This window comes from Paraburkholderia kirstenboschensis, from assembly GCF_032806925.1.
GTDB lineage: Bacteria > Pseudomonadota > Gammaproteobacteria > Burkholderiales > Burkholderiaceae > Paraburkholderia > Paraburkholderia kirstenboschensis.
Genome location: NZ_CP136511.1, coordinates 411842 through 429617, shown reverse-complemented (window position 1 = coordinate 429617; position 17776 = coordinate 411842). Strand labels below are relative to the sequence as shown.

Sequence of the window (17776 nt, the reverse complement as noted above, 5' to 3'; positions counted from 1 at the left end):
GGACGCGCTGATGCGGGACCGATGGTGAACGTTTAGTACGCCGCTTTAGCACGCCTGCAGCACATTGATGACGCGGCTAGCCAGCAACGGCTTGGTATTCCGTCCATATTCGGCCATGTGCGCAGAGGCCGCATGCGCCTTCAACGCTTCGGCGCTTTCCCAGCGCTCGATTACGGCAAATGTGTCATTGCCGAGCGGTGTCTGAATCGTCCCGAAGTTCGGTACGTCGACTACCGCCTCGTAGCTGATGCATCCGTTTTCCGCCAGCACCGCTGGGCGGTTCTTGGCGAATAGTGCCAGCACGGCGTCGCGTTGACCCGGCTGGGCAGTGATCGTGGCAATGACGTGAATCATCCCGGCATTCTCCTTTTCTGGTTCGGCATAGATCGCCGCCTCCAATCATAGCCGCGTTCGGCCACGCATGCTGCCAGCGCTTCACAGTGCCGCTCCGCTTGTGTCTCGGAGCCGCACATACCCGCGACCGGCCGTGCCCGACCCGTTACGGCCGGTCGCCGTCTTGCGGCCTAGGTGTCGCGTTTCACAGTACTACGGCCATTAGCGGCATGACATCGTTGGCGAGTTTTCGGCCTGGGCCGACGTTCGGCTATAGGCTCCCGCCGAGCTGATCGACGAGCTCATCAAACGGCTTGCCGTCGATCCGCGGCTGCGCGTGGTGATCCTGATCCCGCTCGAAGTTTGGAAATATTTTCCAGGAATGAGAGGAATAAGTTACCGCCGCAATTCTGATGCATCTGACACCAAAAATTAATACCTAAAACGCATTTCATGAACATAGATTGGCATATTTCTTTCTAAATCGTTTCATGCATTAAATTAAATATTCCTTGATTTTTATCAATTGATCGGACAGTATTAACTCACCTTTCATCCACCGTAACATCCTGGACAGCCGTACCCTTGGCGGCGCAGCGCCGCCAAGAGAGTGTTCGTCCACGGAATTGCTATACATATGTGAAGGTAAATTTTGCCATTCATTTTTGAATGCCGGGGGCTCTATGTCCGTCGAAAAAGAAATATTTAAATTGCATAACTCTCTCAACGTACAGGTCGAAAGGCACGTTTTCGATACCGGACGAAAGAGTGTAATTCTCGTAAATGGAGCCTTAGCAACAACTGCCTCGTTCGGGCAAACAATCAAATACCTCGGCGAACGATATAACGTTATCTGTTTCGACCTGCCTTATGTAGGGCAATCAAAGCAGCACAACCGCGCCGGTTTCCTGCTGACCAAAGAGGATGAAGTCGAGATCCTGCTGCGTCTGATTCAGCATTTCGAGCCGAAATACCTCTATTCCGTGTCTTGGGGAGGCCTCGCCTCATTGCTCGCCCTGGCGCGGCAGCCGGCCAGCGTCGAGCGCGCGGTGATCGGATCGTTCTCTCCGTTTCTCAACGATGCGATGCTCGCCTATGTGACCCGGGCAAGGAATCTGCTCTGTGCCGGCGAAAACCTGCAAGCCGCGCAACTCCTGAACGACACAGTGGGTAAGCACCTGCCGCGCATCCTCAAGCTTCTGAATTTCCGCTACCTGACCAGCTTGCCGAAGGAAGAACAGAGCCAGGTTGCATTCCACGTCAATCAGATACTGGCGCTGAGGCCCGAAACCTACCTCGACAAACTCGCCAGCATTCGATGCCGCGTCAAGTTCATCAACGGCGAACTCGACGAATACACCACCTCGGAAGACATTCGTACTCTGGCGCGCTACGTCATGCACGCCCACTTCGCTACTGTGCCGAACACCGGGCATTTCCTCGAGCTGGAGGGGCGAACGCAAGCTGCCTACATGCGCGAAGCCATCCTCGACTTCTTCGGTGCCGACCAGAAATTCGAACGTGCACGGATTGAGGGGCTATCTTCCACCCCTGTAGCGCAAACGTTTGCACCCTCCTTGAACACCGATTTCGGAGGCTGAAAATGACGATCTACCACACGCTTGCCATTCTCAGCCCGTGGACTGTCTGGCTCGTCTACTGGATGAAAGCGTCCTCCTGGGCGAAGAAAACCGTCAAACGCGAGGATCGTCTTTCGCGTACCGTTCAGTCGATTCCGCTGATCGTCGGCTGTGCATTGGTTGCGCTGCCTGATAGGCTCGCCGGCGCCTGGAGTCTGGCGAACACACATTTCGATTCGCAGCAATGGACCGGCATCGCGATCATCATCGCCGGTCTGACTTTTTCGGTCTGGGGTCGCCGTCATCTCGGGCCGAACTGGAGCGTATCGGTCACCTTGAAGGCGGATCACGAACTGGTCCGCAGTGGTCCGTACGCGCTCGTCCGTCATCCGATCTACTCAGGCTGCCTGCTCGCAATCGCCGGTGCCGCGCTGGTCACCGAGCAATGGCGAGGCGTGATCGGCTTCGCGCTCATCTTCGCTTCGCTCGCCTACAAGGTCCGCGTCGAGGAACGGTGGCTGTCCGAGTATTTCGGCGACCCGTACCGCGCGTACCGCCGCGAAGTACGGGCGCTCGTGCCTTGGCTCTATTGAGGTCCGCGCGACTCATGGCACAAATCGTCATCACCGCAATCGGTTCGGCAGGCGACGTTCATCCGCTCATCGGGATTGGTCGAATGCTGGTGCAGCGCGGACATCGGATCGTGTTTTGCACCCATCCGCAGTTCGCTGTGCTGGCAGAACAATACGGCTTCGCGTTCGTGCCGATCGGAACGTGGGACGAGTATGCGCAGGCGGTTGCGAGCCGTGCCCTATGGAATCCGCGTACGTCGTTTCGCACGCTGTGGACCGTCATCGCACCGACCATCCGGCCACACTTCGATACGCTCGCTGCGCTGGCGACCTCCGACACGGTACTGGTCGGTTCGTTGTGGGCATTCGCCGCCCGCTTGATGCAGGAAATTCATGGCACGCCCTACGTATCCGTGCAGGTGTCGCCGTCGACCCTGCTTTCCGCAAGCGCCCCGCCCACACACAAGCGTCTGACCGTGCCTATGTGGCTGCCGCTTGTGGTCAGGGCAAAGTGCATCGAAATGATCGAGAAAGGCGTGCTCGACAAGGCATGCGGCCCCGCCCTGAACGACGTGCGGGCTGCGCTGGGTCTCGCGCCGGCAAGCCGTATCCTCGGCCAGTGGCTGCATTCGACAGACGGCGTGTTATGTCTGTTTCCGAACTGGTTTGCGGCCGCCCAGCCTGATTGGCCGCGCAATCATTTCATGGCAGGCTTTCCGCTCTTTAACGATGTATCGCCCGAGACATTCGACGACGAGTTGAACGACTTCCTCTCGTCGGGCGAACGGCCAATCGTCTTCACACCGGGCTCTACACGAACGGACGAGCGCACGTATCTCGACGCGGTAGATGAAGCGCTGCGCCGCACAGGTGCGCGCGCGATCGTTCTCGCACGCGCCATCAGCAAGCGCTCGCGCGCTCGCCGCGACCTGCTGGTGCGTGACTTTGTACCGATGCGAACGCTCCTGCCACGCTGCGCAGCAATGGTCCATCACGGAGGGATCGGCACGGCCGCCCTCGCTTTCGCGGCAGGCATTCCCCAGGTCGTCACCCCGTTCGCGCACGATCAGTTCGACAATGCGCAGCGGATAGCGAGGAGTGGCTGCGGTATTCGCATCGACAGTCCTGCAAGCGGCAAAGCGCTGGCGGCGGCGCTCACACGCATTGCTACGGACGGGTTGGTCGCGGCCCGTTGCGCGATGGCGAAAGAGCTGATCGGCACGGCCCCCGATGCCTGCGAGGCAGCCGCGCAGTACATCGAGCGGTTGGCCGATCGCCGCCCCGCCGCCGGCACGCGTTCGGTCGCCTGAACGAATCCGGGAATAGAGCACCATATGAGTACTTCAAGCGGCATGGCCACACAGGACGTCGGAGCTCGGGAAGCTCCGCCATTGCGCGGGGCGTGGCTTGCGTTGCTGACCTTCGCGCTTTCACTCGCCACCTTCATCGAGGTGCTCGACTCGACCGTCACGAACGTCGCCGTGCCGTCCATCGCAGGCAGTCTCGCCGTGTCGAACTCGCAGGCGACCTGGGTCATCAGCTCCTATTCGGTCGCGGCGGCCATTGCTGTGCCGCTGACAGGCTGGCTGTCGCAGCGGTTTGGCGAGGCGCGTCTGTTCATCTGGTCGGTGCTGATGTTCACGCTGACTTCACTGCTGTGCGGCATGGCGGGCAACCTGGAACTGCTTGTTCTGTGCCGTGCCATGCAGGGACTCAGCTCAGGCCCGATGGTGCCGTTGTCGCAGGCCATCCTGTTGCGATCGTTTCCACCGCACAGGCGAGTGCTGGCGCTTGCACTTTGGGCGATGACGGTTCTGCTCGCACCGATCTTCGGACCGGTCCTCGGCGGCTGGATCATCGACCAGTTTTCGTGGCCGTGGATATTCTTCATCAATCTACCGATCGGCCTGTTCGCATTCGCCGCATGCGCAGCACTTTTGCAGCGCGAGCGTCCAGATGCTCGCCAGCCGCCGATAGATACGATGGGCATTGTGCTGCTCGTCGTCGGCGTCGGCGCGCTACAAGGCATGCTCGACCTTGGGCGCGACCACGGCTGGTTCGACTCGCCGCTGATCGTCTGCCTTTCGTCGATCGCTGCGCTCGCCCTGGTCTCGCTGCTGATCTGGGAGTCGGCCGAACCATTTCCGGTCATCGACCTCAGCCTGTTTCGCGATCGCACCTTCTCCTTCGGCGTCGCGATCATTTCGCTCGGGATGGTGAGCTTCTCGGTGATTGGCGTCATCTTTCCGCTGTGGCTGCAAACCGTGATGGGGTACACCGCGTTCCAGGCGGGTTTGACCGTTGCGCCGCTCGGCATCCTCGCACTCGTCTTTTCCATGCTGATTGGAATCTTTCTGGACCGCTTCGATGCCCGCATCGTGACGTCGTTCGGCTTTATGGTGTTTTTTGCCGTGCTGGCGTGGGACGCCCACTTCACCCTGACCATGTCGTTCTCGCAGATCGTCACGCCGACGTTTATTCAAGGCATCGGCCTGCCGTGCTTTTTTATCCCGTTGAGCGCGGCGATCCTGTCGCGCATCCCCAACGAGAAGCTCGCAGCAGCGTCCGGCCTATCGAATTTCCTGCGTACGCTGTCCGCCGCACTCGGCACCGCGCTCAGCGTCACGTGGTGGGACAACCGCGCGGCACAGCACTACGGCACACTTGCGCAGTCGGTCACGCAGGCGTCCAGCGGTACGAGTCAATTCCTGCGATCGCTGCAAGCATTCGGACCTGTTGGCAATCAATTGACCGTAGTACGCAATGTCGTTGAGCAACAGGCCTACATGATGGCGACCAACGACCTGTTTTACATGGCAAGCCTGGTGTGCCTCGCACTCGCCATGCTGATGTGGGCAACGAAACCATGGCACGGCGTGTCCGCTGCGCGCGCCGGACAGTGATACCCATCACAGTGTGACGATCATGAGCGAAACGACCTCCTCCCCAGGCAGCGTGGCCATCGACGGTAGCGTTGCGCCGTTGCTCGGCGCATTGGCCGTGCTGTATCGACCGACTCGCCAGCACTTGGCGCATCTGATCGAATTGGGCGGGCACGGTGCGCCTCTGCTGGTCGTCGATAACTCGCCTGCGGGATCTGCCGCGATAGCCGAGGCGCTTGGCGCGCAGGGCATCGAATACCTGTGGAATGCCAATCGCGGAGGTATCGCCGGCGCTTACAATCGGGGCCTTGCGCGCCTATTCGAACGCGGCTTTGGCGCCGTTGCCCTGTTCGATCAGGATTCGCAGGTGAGTGCCGATTACTTCCGGGTGATGCTCGAGTCGTGTGTGGCGCTCGGCCCGCGAGCCTTCGCCATCGGACCGCGCATCTATGACGAGAACATCAGGCGCTTCCTGCCGCAGATATACAGCAACGGCTTTTCGATCCGTACGCTGATGTTCGAAGCGGGTGCGTCCTTGCAGCCGTGCTCCTTTCTCCTTTCCTCGGGATGCGTCATCTCGTGCCGCGCCTACCGGCGTTTGGGCGCGTTCGCGGAAGCGCTATTCATCGATCATGTGGACACTGAATATTCATTGCGTGCGCTACTGCGCGGCGTACAGTTCTATGTCGAGCCGCGGCTCACCTTGTCGCATCGGATCGGCGAAAAGCGGCAACACCGGCTCGGCCCGATTCGCCTCACCTCGATGAATCACCCCGCATTTCGACGCTATTACATGGCGCGCAACGGCATGCACCTGTGTATTCAATACATCCCGTCGCTCCCGATTGCGTTCGTACCCAATCTCATCACGCTGCTGCAAGTCTTCCAGGTGTTGCTCTTCGAATCCGGCAAGCTGGCGAAACTTTCCGGTATCGGCTGCGGGATTGTTGACGGCCTGCTCGGCAGGCTGGGGCCGCTCGAAGCCGCTCGCCCGCGGCTTGCTGCCCGTCTCGCGCGCGGCTAATCGATGACGCTCCCTATCTGCTCTGTTCGCCGTGCACTGAAGTGCCTGTGGGTTTGCGCGTCAGCCGCTTCGCTATCTGTGCTGGGCACACTAGGTGGGTGCGCGGACCACGGCCCCCACCGCCCGCTCGTAATGCATTCGCCCGGGGCGGACGCGCTCGCCCAGACCACGAAGGATGCGGACGGCACGTGGCCGGAAGCGCAATGGTTCGCGTCGTTTCATGACAAACAACTCGATGCGCTCGTCGATGAGGCCTGTGCCGGCAACCCGGACATCCAGGTGGCCAGCGCGCGCATAGCCGAGGCGCAGTCGCAACTCGACCAGTTCGCCTCGGGTACAGGACTCACGGGCGGCGCGGCGGTGGCGGCATACAAGGCGCGCATGCCTGCAATCGACGGCGCGGCGAACGTGAACGTCGCGGGCACCACGGTGCCGATCAATCTCTTTAGCGACCCTTGGGTGTCGCCCGCAAGCGTGATTGTCGGCGCCAACTACGAACTGGATCTGTGGGGCAAGAACCGCGCGCTGACGCAGGCGCTCGTGTCCGCCCGCGACGCCGCGCGCGTCGATGCGCAGCAGGCCCGCCTGACCATCATCACTTCGCTAGTCACCCTTTACGGCCGACTCGCCTACGAGTATGCGAAGCACGACCTGCTTCAGGCGAGGCGCCATCAAGCGGACCAACTCGACGCGATCCGGCGCACGCGCGAGACGAGGGGAATCGACGGTAGCTACGGTGCGCAGCAGGAACATATCGAGCAGGCCACCCTCCGCATGCAATTGCTGGCGAATGACGATTCAATCACGCAAACGGGGTTGCAGATCGGTGCTCTGACCGGCAACGGTTCGGAACGCGGCCTCTCGTTGCAACGGCCGACGCTGGCCGACTCCGACGCCTTGTCCGTACCCCCGAATCTGCCGCTCGAACTGCTTGGACGGCGCCCTGATATCGTCGCAGCGAAACTGCGCGTGCAGGCCGCGACGGCAAAGATCGCGGCAACCCGTGCGGCCTTCTATCCGAACATCAATCTGTCCGCTGCGGGTGGCCTGGCGTCGCTTAGTCTCGGCTCGCTGTTTTCGAGCGCGTCCGCATTCTTTGCATTGGGCCCGGCCGTCTCCCTGCCGATTTTCGAACGCGGCCAGCTGCGCTCGCAACTGCGCGGCGACTATGCACAAGCAGACGAAATGATCGCAACGTACAACAAGACGCTCGATAACGCCCTCGCGGAAGTGGCCCGTTCGATTGCAACGATGCGAAACCTCACTGCACTCATCGACGAGCAGAAGCGGATCATCGCCGCGCGCGAGCGGATGCTTGCCGTCGCCAGCGAGCGGCAACGCCGCGGCCTGATCCAGCAGTCGGACGTGCTGATGCAACGCATGCAACTTGACGAACAACTGCGGCTCCTCGAACTCGACGCGCAACGCCGCGATGCCGACGTTGCGTTGATCCGGGCACTCGGCGGCGGGTTCGACGCGATTCAGCCAAGAACCTCCGTCGCTTCACCGGTTCAGCCCGCGAATCTGGATCTTCACGAAAAGATGCGTGACAACCGCCCTTCTATCAACCCTTCCTCCAGCTGAGTCGTATGAGTACAGAAAACCTGCTTGGCGACCACGTGGCGGTGACAGAGCGCGATCCCAGCACGATTACCCGGCGAAATCGCATGCTTGCGGTGCTACTCGGCATCGCGGCAGCCGTGGCCGTTGCGGCCGGGGTGCACTGGTTCATGTCCGGGCGCTACATCGAGGAAACGGATAATGCGTATGTCGCCGGCAACGTCGTGCCGATCGCGGCGCAGGTGGCAGGCACCGCGCGCGCGGTGCTAGCCGGCAATACGCAGTACGTCAAGGTTGGGCAACCGCTCGTCCAGCTCGACGACACCGAGGCGCGCATCGCGCTGGGGCAGGCCGAAGCGCAATTGATCCGCGCCGTGAGGCAGGCCCGCAGCGCCAACTTCTCCAATGCGATGTACCGGGCCGCCGTCAACGCTCGCGCTGCGGAACTCGCGCTGGCCGAACAGGTATTGAAGGCGCGCTCTGGTGCAACGGTGGAGGTGGTCTCCGGCGAAGAGTATGCGCGCGCCCGGGAGTCGGTCGAGGTCGCGCAGGCCAATCTTGCCGCGGCGCGCAGTCAGCTTGCCAGCGGCCTGGCCGGGAGTGGCTCCAGGCATATTGAAGACGATCCGGCCGTGATGCAGGCGATACAGCAATTGAAGCTCGCTTATGTACGGGTCGCGCGAACGACCATCGTTGCGCCGCTCGAAGGCGCCGTGGCCCAGCGCTCGGTCCAGATCGGGCAGCCAGTACCGGCCGGCGCACAACTGATGACGGTCGTGCCGGTCAAGCAACTATGGATTGAGGCAAACTTCAAGGAAGGACAGATCCGCAACCTGCGAATCGGCCAGACGGTTTCCGCCGTCTCCGACCTGTATGGTGCGGGAATGGTATTCCACGGCCGGATCGGCGGACTGTCGCCAGGAACGGGCAGTGCGTTTTCGATGTTGCCCCCGCAAAACGCGGCCGGCAACTGGATCAAGGTCGTTCAGCGCGTGCCTGTGGTGGTTTCCCTAGACCCTGGGGAACTGGCCGCTCATCCGCTGCGAGTCGGCCTGTCGATGACCGTGTCGGTCGATACCCATCAACGCGACGGCACATTAAACACGGCTGTCGATCCCGCGGGTGCCAGCGCTTCGCCTGCGCCCGATGAAGAGATGGAGCGCGCGGACGCGCTCGCAAGAAGACTTATCGAGGAGAACGACAAAATCGGTGCCGGTGTGGGGAACCTTTATCGATAATGAACAGGTGCTGGGGTCAGTTTCCTGAGCATGACACTCATTAAATGACAAAGCCTGACGCGTGGCCAGGCTTTGGAGGTGCTTTGTCAGCAGTTTGAAGGCGCCGCAAAGTGCGGCGCCTTTTGGGCAATCAACGAGCGGGATCGCTTTAGAAGCTGCGACGCGCGCCGACCGCTGCAGCGGTCTGGTTTTGCGAGCTCGACGCGCCACTACCCGAGACAAGCGACAGCATCAGCTCGGCGTGTGGAATACTTCCGAAGTAGTCCGCAAGGTCGGCATCAACAACGTCCGTTTGCCCTCGATGCAGCCGTTCCTCCACCTCGATCACCGCTTGCTGGGCGTTTCGCCCCGGGCGGTAAGCGTACTGCTCTGATGGAAGGTCCGCTTCGAAGATCGGTTCGAGCACCAGCATTGCTGCTGTCATGCACACCCGATCACGCAGGGTCGAGATGCCCAGTGGCCTCAGCTTGCCATTAGCCTTCGGGATAAACACTCTTCTGATGGGGTCCGGCCGGTAACTCTCCTGCCTGAGCGCAAGCGCCAGTTCGCCGAGCCACTTCTGCACCCCGTACGCTTCGATCTCCGCGAAGTCCTGCCGATCGACACCCGGCGCGCCCCTGTTCGAGCGACACTGGGCGTACGCATGCGCCAGCACATCCTCACGGGGCGTTGTCAGGTTACGTGACCCGTCGGATAAGATGGCACGATGATCAAATTGAAATCGCTCTATCACGGTCACCGTTTCCCGGCTGGTGTCATCAGCTGCGCTGTTCGATGGTATTTCCGCTTCCAGTTGAGCTTGCGTGACATCGAGGAACTGCTCTTCGAGCGCGGTGTGACCGTGACATACGAGACAATCCGATGTTGGTGCGATAAGTTTGGCAAGGGCTTCGCTCACCGGGTGAAAGCGGCGCGACGCAAGCCGGGTAACACGTGGCACCTTGACGAGATGTTCGTCACGCTGCGTGGCGAACCGTATCTGCTGTGGCGTGCGGTCGACGAGCATGGCGCCGAACTCGACATCCTGCTGCAAAAGCGGCGTGACAAAGCCGCTGCCAAACGCTTCTTCAAGCGTGTGCTGCGTTCGAGCCCGGTGCCGCGCAAGATCGTCACCGATCAGCTGCGCAGCTATGCGGCGGCAAAAGCCGAGATCCCCGAACTTGCGAACGTGAAGCACGTGTTCGTCAAAGCGGCAGTTCGGCTGAACAACCGCGCGGAGAACAGCCACCAACCGACACGCGAGCGCGAGCGGCGCATGCGCGGCTTTCGCGACCCGAAACGCACGAAGAAATTTCTCTCGTGCTTCGGACCGATCCGGCAACATTTCGCGCTCAAGCGGCATCTGCTGCGCGCGTCTCTCTACCGCAAACAGCTCGCTCAACGGTTTGACGCGTGGCATCGTTTCACCGAGCTCACCCAAAATCCGTCCACTGCTTTCTGACCAGTAGTCGTATCTGCCCCCGTGCCGCCTCACTCTCGGCAAGTTGACAAAGCCGTTTAGCCTACTCCATGGGTGGCTCATTTCGTATCACGAGTTCTATGAACCCTGAACTTAAGTCACGCTCCCTGTAGAAGTGGTGTTCGGGAAGAAGGGCCAGCAATATCTCCGCGGTTGTACGGACCGTGCAACCGCGTCCCACATGACCACCGAATACTCGACCGCGCGGGTCGGCAACCGACATGTGCAGATGCGCTCCATCAAATGATATGGACCCACGAGCGTCAGGATTTCCAGATCGTCGCGCAGCTCCGTAGGATCTTCGTTCCCGGCAAATCGCAATTGGGCAACGCTGAGGCTCCCGATGCCCTGGATCACGAAGGCCGCCGGCACCTTGGCTTGGCGCAGCACTTCTTCGAGGGCGACACGCAGATCGTCACCGGGAAAGAGACGCAACGGATGTGCTTGCATCGCGCGGTTTTTGGTTCGGGGCCAGGTGATAGGTTAAGGCGGATTGAGTTCGGCCACAATTGAGCGGCAGCATTCGCGGAGAACGCCGTCGTAGGGACGACAATCGGATAACTGGCGAGGTTCGGCATCGGGCTGGGGTCGGCTAGGAGCGGTCTTCCGCCATGCGCCGACCAACGTCCGTTTCCGAAGGCGGAGCCGCCGCTCGACGAAGTGACGATGATGGGCAACCGGTCCCCGGACGCAAAAGAGAACAGCTCCAACACTGAATGGCCCGACCGGACTCCTGACGCGTTCATGATCAGAAGCGGTGACGAATAGGGTGTACGAAAGTGTACGAAAGTCTTCTTTCTGTCGCCTGCGCAAGCCGCATCGACGCCTATCTACGAGGGCCTCGTGGCGAGCATCGCGAGTCGGCTCGCGAATACCAGGCCGTTGCAAGGCGGCGGTATCGAGGTCGTACTGGCGAAGCGCCCGCGATGAGGGGTTTTCACGTACCTCGCTCGCGTCAGCGTGATCGTGCTTTACGTGCGGTGGTACGTGGCTTGCTCGCTGAGTCTACGGGATCTCGAAGAGATGGCGATCAGAGGTGGCCCCGGAGATCTGGACAGTCGGTTAGGTGGAATCGCTGGGTTCTGAAATGGGCATAATGCCTACAAAGGAAACCAGACGATGACGAAGAGAACCCGGCGCACGCACTCAGCGGCGTTCAAGGCGAAGGTGGCACTGGCAGCCGTACGCGGCGAGCGTACGCTGGCAGAATTGGCGCAGCAGTTTGAGGTTCATCCGAACCAGATCACAGAATGGAAGCGGCAGTTGCAAGAACGAGCGGCCGATGTGTTCGGCGCGGCGGGCGCGCCCGTCAATGAGCCGCCGGTGGACCTGAAGACGTTGCACGCGAAGATCGGCCAATTGGCGCTGGAGAATGATTTTTTGTCCGGCGCGCTCGGCAAGGCAGGCCTGCTGAGCGCAAAGAAATGATTGATCGTGCTCACCCCCTGCCGGTTTCCCGGCAGGTCAAGCTGGTCGGCATCAGCCGATCCAGTGCGTACTACGCGCCGAGCCCGGTCAGTGCCGCGGATCTGGCGCTCATGCGCCGCATCGACGAGTTGCACCTGGAGCACCCGTTTGCCGGCGCGCGCATGTTGATGCGCCTGCTCAAGCGAGAGGGCATAGTGGTCGGACGCAAGCACGTCGGCACGTTGATGCGCAAAATGGGCATCGAAGCGCTATATCGCAAGCCGAACTTGAGCCGCAAACATCTGGCTCACAAGATCTGGCCATACCTGCTGCGCAATCGGAAGGTCGAGCGTAGCAACCAGGTGTACGCATTGGACACAACATACGTGCCTATGGCACACGGCTTCGTGTATCTCACTGCTGTGATCGATTGGGCCAGCCGCCGTGTTTTAGCGCACCGAGTCGCGATCACGATGGAAGCTGAACATGCGGTGGCAGCGCTTGAAGAAGCATTCGCGAAATATGGATTGCCTGAGATCGTCAACACCGATCAAGGCAGCCAATTCACCAGTACCGTCTTCACCGACGCGGTCCTCTCGCGCGGAATCGCCTTGTCGATGGATGGCAAGGGAAGTTGGCGGGACAACGTTTTTATCGAACGGCTGTGGCGCAGCGTGAAGTACGAAGAGATATATTTGAACGCCTATGAGTCCGTCGGCCAGGCACGGAAGTCCATCGCTAATTACCTGACGTGGTACAAGTGTGTTTCATACTGCCCAACCTCGCTATGTCGTTGATAAATCTAGAGAGCCCTGTTGTGCCGTTGGTATTGTGGGGTGTGGGCGCCGTGCACGAGCGCGCGCGACGAGTTCGATAACTGCGTCCCCGCTCAATGAATCGCGATTGAAGATCCAGGGCCCGTTGGGTAACGGATGTTCGGCAGGGATCTCGTTGCGATCAACTGCAAGCCTGAGCGTGCTGGGGCTCACACCAACGAACGCGGCTGCCTCGGTCAACGTCATCCATCCTTCGGTTGCGCGCCGCTCGCTCGAATAGACAGGGATCTGATGGTGGCTGCGCAAGGCGGTAACTCGCTCCTGGGTCCAGAAGTTACCCCGACCGGTTCGCAGGTCATTGCGATTGAGCACGCCGGCAATCAACAGATCCGGAAAGATCCGGACAAGCTGACGTACGGCATCAATCGCTTCACGTGACGTATGCGTGGTGTTCTCTCCGCGACGCCGCCGTGGCACGCGAATCTCGGTATGCACTCCGCCCATCCAGTGGATGACGAGCACAATTTCGCTCGTTACGTTGTCAACGTCGACGACGACTTCGTGGATCAGCGTGCGCACAATGCGCTTCTTCAGACGGGCATCGGCCTGCGGCCAGATCGATTCCAGCGCTGCGGCAAGATCAGCAAACTCCTCGGGCTGAGCAGGCGGTATCTCGCCAGATGTGCGCGACTGTTGTTCAATACGCGATTCCAGTTCATCTACGCGAAGTAGCGCATCATTCCAGCGCCTCTCCAGTTCGTCGGCGACAAGCCGGTTCTCGGGGTCAGCAGCGTCGTACTGTTTCTGCGCGCGTTGCGCGGCGTAGCGTGCCGCCTGCAGATCCCGCTGCAGCGCGGCCAGCACTTCATCCTGCTTCCGGGTCTCGTCGTCGCGTGCCACGATTGCTGCCTCAATTGCTGCCGGTTGAACAACCTGCAAGACCGCCTCGGCAATGGCTGCGTCCGCGCGTGCGCCACCGAACGCAATACAACGCGGTCGCCCCTTGTCCAGCCAGCCGCGTTGACAGCTATAGCGCAAGGCGTCGTGCCTGTTACCCGTGTAGTGTAGCGTCAGCTTGTTCGCACAGCGCCGGCACCGCAACAGTCCCGCCAGCAGGGCCTCACCGTTCTTCGGGGCGCCCGGGTGTCCGGGCAGATGCAGGTTGCCACTGATCGCGCGCTGGATCCGTTCGAATTCATCCCAATCAATGTACCCGTCGTGGGCATTGGGAATGAGCGCAAGCCACTGATCTCGCGGTTTGCGGCGATCGCGTTTGCGCGGTTCCCCGGCCTTGTAATCGATCGCACATTCGGTCTTGCCATAGGCATACGCACCACCGTAGATGGGGTTGGTCAAGATCCGGTACACGGTGCCGTAGCTGGGCCGTTTCCAGCTGAGTTCGCCGCGTGGCGTACAGGCTGGTAGCTGGAGCCCATGCTCCAGGAACCATAACAACGTCTGACGCACCGAACCAATCGCGCCGAACTGGCGGAATACTAAGCGGATGGCGTCCTGCACGCGTAGATCCGGATCCTTCTCCAGGCGCTGGTCTTCGGTCTTGCAGTAACCCACTGGTGCCGCGACGACGAGTTCGCCGCGTTTGGCCTTCTCCCGCCGGGCTTCCAGCGAACGCTGACGCAACAGATCCAGCTCGTATTCGTTCAGGCTGCCCTTCAAGCCGAGCAGTAAGCGATCGTTGCTCTGCCGTGGCGCGTACACGGTCTCCTGATCAATGAGCACCGTGTCGACGATGCGGCACACCTCAACCAGTTGCTGCCACTCGCGACTGTTGCGCGCGAATCGCGAAACCTCGCGAGCGGCAACTGCGCCGACGTGCCCAAGACAGACCTCTGCCACCATCCGTTCGAAGCCCGTGCGCGTTTGCGTTCCGGCCGCGGAGCGCCCCAGATCCTCGTCGATCACTTCGATCTCGTTCCAGCCCAATTGATGCAGACGATCCTGCATCGCATACTGCAGCTTCTGGCTCTCCAGATTGTGGCTGACCTGGTAAGCCGACGACTGGCGCACGTACAGCATGGCCTTTCGCGTCAGATGCTGTGCCCGAATCTTGTCACTCATCACGCACCTCCGGCTCGTGTACGACGGCGAACAGCCCGCGACGGTGTTGCCGCAGCAGTTGCGCCAGCAGACGCACCGCCTCCTGCCGGACCTCCTGCGGCAGGTGCGTCCATTGTGGCGTCTCCGGAAAAGGATGAAACAGGTCGAGTTGAGCGCCCGGTTGCGGGCTGGTCTGGCGTCGCATCAGCACCTCCTGTACGGAGCAAGGGATGGTGCTCGGCTTGTACCATACCGCGCTGCCCGGCAGCAGGCGCCTGCGCCAGGAGGTGCTTCAGTTCCCTCAACGCTTCACAGCTGACGGCGGGAGACGTTGCCGCAGTAATGCGACAGCAGGCAACGGGATCGAACATCCATTGCGGGACCTCCAACAAGCCCGCTGTATCGAACGGCTCTCGCGCACAGCGCAGCACTGACTCGGCGTTCTTCCTCTCTATCGTGGTGAAAATCCATACCGTGTGCCCGTACCACGGGTGCCAGCGATAGAGAACTTCCCTTGACTCGGTGATATGGGCGTTGTGTTGACGGCTTGTACAACCAGCAAAGGCCTCATTCAAGTCTATCGAACAAGACCCCGGATGAAGCTTACTTCGCGATGCTGCCCGCGATTAAATTGGCAGCGTGACCACCCAGCGTTCCACTTAAAAATCGAAAAAACTGTCCGAACGAACGGGGCCACCTCTATCTCGCGTCATGCCAACCAAGGCTCAGCGGCGAAGTGGATCTTTTCGAACGCCTTTATCTGCTCGCTGTAGCTAGCCAATATCTGCCCGATTTCATCAAGGCCCGACAGCAGAGAATTCTTGCGGGAGGCATCTAGGTCAAACGGATAACTCTTCCCGCCCTGGCAAACGACGCGTTGCTCCGGGAGATCGATCGTCATGGGTGTCGGTTCGTCTGTCCGGGCCAGGTCGTTGAACAACTCTTCCACAACAGCGGTCGGCAGCCTTATTGGAAGTACGCCGTTCTTGAAGCAGTTGCCATAGAAAATATCACCGTAACTGGGTGCGATGATGGCTTTGATCCCCCAGTCGGCTAACGCCCAAACCGCATGCTCGCGGCTCGACCCGCATCCGAAGTTGGCGCGGCACAGCATGATTTGCGCGCCTTGATAACGAGGCTGATTAAGTGAGAAGTCCCGCCGCTTCGTCCGTTTGGTGATGTCGTCGCCAGGTTCGCCCGCTTCGGCATAGCGCCAGTTGTCGAACAGGTAATCGCCGAATCCGACGCGGCTCGTCATCGCCATGTACTGCTTCGGCAGGATCGCGTCGGTGTCGACGTCGGTACGGTCGATCGGCACCGGGTGGGTCTTCAGAATCAGGAATGGTTTCATTCAAAGCTCCGCTGGGTCGATGAAATGTCCGGCGATAGCTGCTGCAGCCGCCATAGCCGGGCTCACCAGATGGCTGCGGCCACCACGCCCTTGTCGTCCTTCGAAATTTCGATTCGAAGTCGACGCGCAGCGTTCACCTTCACCAAGACTGTCGTTGTTCATCCCAAGGCACATCGAGCAACCTGGCTCGCGCCACTCGAAACCTGCCTCGACAAAAATCTGGTCCAGACCTTCTTCTTCCGCCTGGTACTTGACGTTCCCAGAACCGGGCACGACCAGCGCCTGCCGGATCGTGGACGCGACCTTTCTGCCCTTCACGACATCGGCGGCAATGCGCAGATCCTCGATGCGCGCATTGGTGCACGAGCCGATAAAAATCTTATCCAGTCCGATTTCCCGAATCCGCGTTCCAGCTTCCAACCCCATGTAATCGAGCGCGCGCATTGCCGCTTCGCGCTGCTCGTGAGTCGACCCGGCAGCGGGGTTCGGTACCTGTCCGTCAATACTCGTGACCATGGCGGGCGTCGTTCCCCATGTCACCTGGGGTCGCAGGTCGCTCACATCGAACACGGCCGTCTGGTCGAAGCGAGCCGAGGGATCGCTATGCAACGTCGACCACAGCCGCTTTGCGTCTTCCCACTCTGTCCCAACTGGGCTTGACGGGCGTCCGTCGAGATAGTCGATCACCGTCTTGTCGACACCTATCAGCGCACAGCGAGCGCCTGCTTCCACTGCCATGTTGCACAATGTCATGCGGCTTTCCATGCTGAATCCGGAAACCGTCTCGCCTGAAAATTCCAATGCAAAGCCGGTCGCAAAGTCGGATTTATACCGGCCGATAAACGCCAGCGCGACGTCTTTCGCGTAGGTGCCGCGCGGTAGTTCGCCGCTGATTTGCGCGTTCAGCGTCTTGGGCCGGCGCATAACCAGACATTGCGTTGCGAGAATCTGTTCCACGTCCGAGGTACCGATGCCGAGCGCCAGCGCGCCGAATGCACCATGCGTCGTGGTGTGCGAATCGCCGCACGCTATCGTCATGCCAGGCAGCGTCTCACCCAACTCGGGTGCGACGACGTGCAGAATTCCTTGCCTGCGGTCCGTGAGCTCGAAAAAGCGCAAAGCGTATTCGCTGCAATTCTGCTGTAGCGCCGCGAACTGCCGCGTGGCCGATTCGTTGTGCATGCCCACAAGGCGATTGGTTGTGGGAATATTATGGTCGGCGGTCGCCAATACCGATGAAGCGCGCCACGGTTGGCGCGAGGCGGCGCGTAAGCCGTCGAATGCCTGAGGACTCGTCACCTCATTCAGCAAGTGCCGGTCGACATATAGCAAGAAATAATCGTCATCCAGTTGTGAAACGACGTGTCGCTGCCAAATCTTTTCAAGCAGGGTTTGGGGGTAAGCCATGGTTATCCGTCATGGAAAGCGTAGGAGATGCTTGCCAGTGAGGATAACAAGCCGGGGATCGGACTGAATTGACCGTTCGCGACACCTGCTGTCACGGGCCGGCAAAGCGCTTCGGCCTGCGTTTATGTG

General features: G+C 60.5%; 14 protein-coding genes and 3 pseudogenes. 10 read left to right on the top strand and 7 right to left on the bottom strand.

Features of this window, described 5'->3' with window-relative positions; translation table 11 throughout:
• Positions 1 to 45 precede the first annotated feature (45 nt).
• Positions 46 to 399 carry a putative quinol monooxygenase gene (locus RW095_RS02160; protein ID WP_317016156.1) on the bottom strand — a complete coding sequence of 118 codons (354 nt, stop codon included), beginning with the start codon at positions 397 to 399 and terminating at the stop codon, positions 46 to 48.
• Between the two features lie 617 nt (positions 400 to 1016).
• On the opposite strand from RW095_RS02160, the gene RW095_RS02155 reads away from it, so the two are divergent.
• The 7 genes from RW095_RS02155 to RW095_RS02125 are packed head-to-tail and all read left to right on the top strand — an operon-like array spanning position 1017 to position 9189.
• Positions 1017 to 1934 (top strand): alpha/beta fold hydrolase, encoded by a 918-nt coding sequence (locus tag RW095_RS02155; RefSeq protein ID WP_317016154.1) that lies wholly within the window; start codon positions 1017 to 1019, stop codon positions 1932 to 1934.
• 2 nt (positions 1935 to 1936) lie between these two features.
• Complete coding sequence (locus tag RW095_RS02150) at positions 1937 to 2506, top strand: methyltransferase family protein (RefSeq protein WP_317016153.1); 570 nt, start codon at positions 1937 to 1939, stop codon at positions 2504 to 2506.
• Between the two features lie 14 nt (positions 2507 to 2520).
• Entirely contained in the window at positions 2521 to 3795 is a 1275-nt protein-coding gene (locus RW095_RS02145; protein WP_317016151.1) for a glycosyltransferase, read from the top strand.
• 24 nt (positions 3796 to 3819) lie between these two features.
• Positions 3820 to 5388, top strand: a complete 1569-nt coding sequence (locus tag RW095_RS02140) for a DHA2 family efflux MFS transporter permease subunit (RefSeq protein WP_317016150.1) — start codon at positions 3820 to 3822, stop codon at positions 5386 to 5388.
• A gap of 22 nt (positions 5389 to 5410) precedes the next feature.
• Positions 5411 to 6391, top strand: a complete 981-nt coding sequence (locus RW095_RS02135; protein WP_317016148.1) for a glycosyltransferase family 2 protein — start codon at positions 5411 to 5413, stop codon at positions 6389 to 6391.
• Between the two features lie 3 nt (positions 6392 to 6394).
• Complete coding sequence (locus RW095_RS02130; RefSeq protein WP_317016146.1) at positions 6395 to 7975, top strand: efflux transporter outer membrane subunit; 1581 nt, start codon at positions 6395 to 6397, stop codon at positions 7973 to 7975.
• 5 nt (positions 7976 to 7980) lie between these two features.
• The gene (locus tag RW095_RS02125) at positions 7981 to 9189 is read left to right on the top strand and encodes an HlyD family secretion protein (RefSeq protein ID WP_317016145.1); all 1209 of its coding nucleotides are present in this window, start codon (positions 7981 to 7983) and stop codon (positions 9187 to 9189) included.
• Positions 9190 to 9337: 148 nt separating this feature from the next.
• On the opposite strand, the gene RW095_RS02120 is transcribed toward RW095_RS02125, so the two are convergent.
• Positions 9338 to 9682, bottom strand: a complete 345-nt coding sequence (locus RW095_RS02120) for a reverse transcriptase domain-containing protein (RefSeq protein ID WP_394365058.1) — start codon at positions 9680 to 9682, stop codon at positions 9338 to 9340.
• A 213-nt stretch (positions 9683 to 9895) separates the two neighbouring features.
• Here RW095_RS02120 and RW095_RS02115 point away from each other — a divergent pair, with 213 nt between their 5' ends.
• Positions 9896 to 10630, top strand: coding sequence for an IS6 family transposase (locus tag RW095_RS02115; RefSeq protein ID WP_394365030.1), 735 nt, complete (start codon positions 9896 to 9898; stop codon positions 10628 to 10630).
• A gap of 61 nt (positions 10631 to 10691) precedes the next feature.
• On the opposite strand, the pseudogene RW095_RS02110 reads toward RW095_RS02115, so the two are convergent.
• A pseudogene (locus RW095_RS02110) lies at positions 10692 to 11098 on the bottom strand (PPC domain-containing DNA-binding protein).
• Between the two features lie 504 nt (positions 11099 to 11602).
• Between RW095_RS02110 and RW095_RS02105 the strand changes: the two are divergent.
• Positions 11603 to 11686: pseudogene (locus tag RW095_RS02105) on the top strand (IS6 family transposase); the annotation flags it as partial.
• A gap of 81 nt (positions 11687 to 11767) precedes the next feature.
• Positions 11768 to 12813: pseudogene (locus tag RW095_RS02100) on the top strand (IS3 family transposase); the annotation flags it as partial.
• 27 nt (positions 12814 to 12840) lie between these two features.
• Here RW095_RS02100 and RW095_RS02095 read toward each other — a convergent pair.
• From RW095_RS02095 to leuC, 4 genes are all read right to left on the bottom strand, one after another.
• A complete protein-coding gene (locus tag RW095_RS02095) occupies positions 12841 to 14868 on the bottom strand; it encodes a recombinase family protein (protein ID WP_317015986.1) in 2028 nt (675 codons plus the stop codon).
• Positions 14869 to 14902: 34 nt separating this feature from the next.
• Entirely contained in the window at positions 14903 to 15094 is a 192-nt protein-coding gene (locus tag RW095_RS02090; protein ID WP_317015987.1) for a hypothetical protein, read from the bottom strand.
• A 504-nt stretch (positions 15095 to 15598) separates the two neighbouring features.
• Positions 15599 to 16240 (bottom strand): 3-isopropylmalate dehydratase small subunit, encoded by a 642-nt coding sequence (gene leuD, locus RW095_RS02085; protein WP_317016143.1) that lies wholly within the window; start codon positions 16238 to 16240, stop codon positions 15599 to 15601.
• The gene (gene leuC, locus RW095_RS02080; protein ID WP_310812609.1) at positions 16241 to 17647 is read right to left on the bottom strand and encodes a 3-isopropylmalate dehydratase large subunit; all 1407 of its coding nucleotides are present in this window, start codon (positions 17645 to 17647) and stop codon (positions 16241 to 16243) included.
• Positions 17648 to 17776 lie beyond the last annotated feature (129 nt).

What these genes read in the sequence shown, in the direction of transcription:
- RW095_RS02150 (WP_317016153.1), top strand. Translation starts at nt 1,937, where the DNA reads ATGACGATCTACCACACGCTTGCCATTCTCAGCCCGTGGACTGTCTGG.
- RW095_RS02095 (WP_317015986.1), bottom strand. Translation starts at nt 14,868, where the DNA reads ATGCTGTACGTGCGCCAGTCGTCGGCTTACCAGGTCAGCCACAATCTG.
- RW095_RS02130 (WP_317016146.1), top strand. Translation starts at nt 6,395, where the DNA reads ATGACGCTCCCTATCTGCTCTGTTCGCCGTGCACTGAAGTGCCTGTGG.
- RW095_RS02140 (WP_317016150.1), top strand. Translation starts at nt 3,820, where the DNA reads ATGAGTACTTCAAGCGGCATGGCCACACAGGACGTCGGAGCTCGGGAA.
- RW095_RS02115 (WP_394365030.1), top strand. Translation starts at nt 9,896, where the DNA reads ATGATCAAATTGAAATCGCTCTATCACGGTCACCGTTTCCCGGCTGGT.
- RW095_RS02145 (WP_317016151.1), top strand. Translation starts at nt 2,521, where the DNA reads ATGGCACAAATCGTCATCACCGCAATCGGTTCGGCAGGCGACGTTCAT.
- leuD (WP_317016143.1), bottom strand. Translation starts at nt 16,240, where the DNA reads ATGAAACCATTCCTGATTCTGAAGACCCACCCGGTGCCGATCGACCGT.
- leuC (WP_310812609.1), bottom strand. Translation starts at nt 17,647, where the DNA reads ATGGCTTACCCCCAAACCCTGCTTGAAAAGATTTGGCAGCGACACGTC.
- RW095_RS02155 (WP_317016154.1), top strand. Translation starts at nt 1,017, where the DNA reads ATGTCCGTCGAAAAAGAAATATTTAAATTGCATAACTCTCTCAACGTA.
- RW095_RS02135 (WP_317016148.1), top strand. Translation starts at nt 5,411, where the DNA reads ATGAGCGAAACGACCTCCTCCCCAGGCAGCGTGGCCATCGACGGTAGC.
- RW095_RS02125 (WP_317016145.1), top strand. Translation starts at nt 7,981, where the DNA reads ATGAGTACAGAAAACCTGCTTGGCGACCACGTGGCGGTGACAGAGCGC.
- RW095_RS02090 (WP_317015987.1), bottom strand. Translation starts at nt 15,094, where the DNA reads ATGCGACGCCAGACCAGCCCGCAACCGGGCGCTCAACTCGACCTGTTT.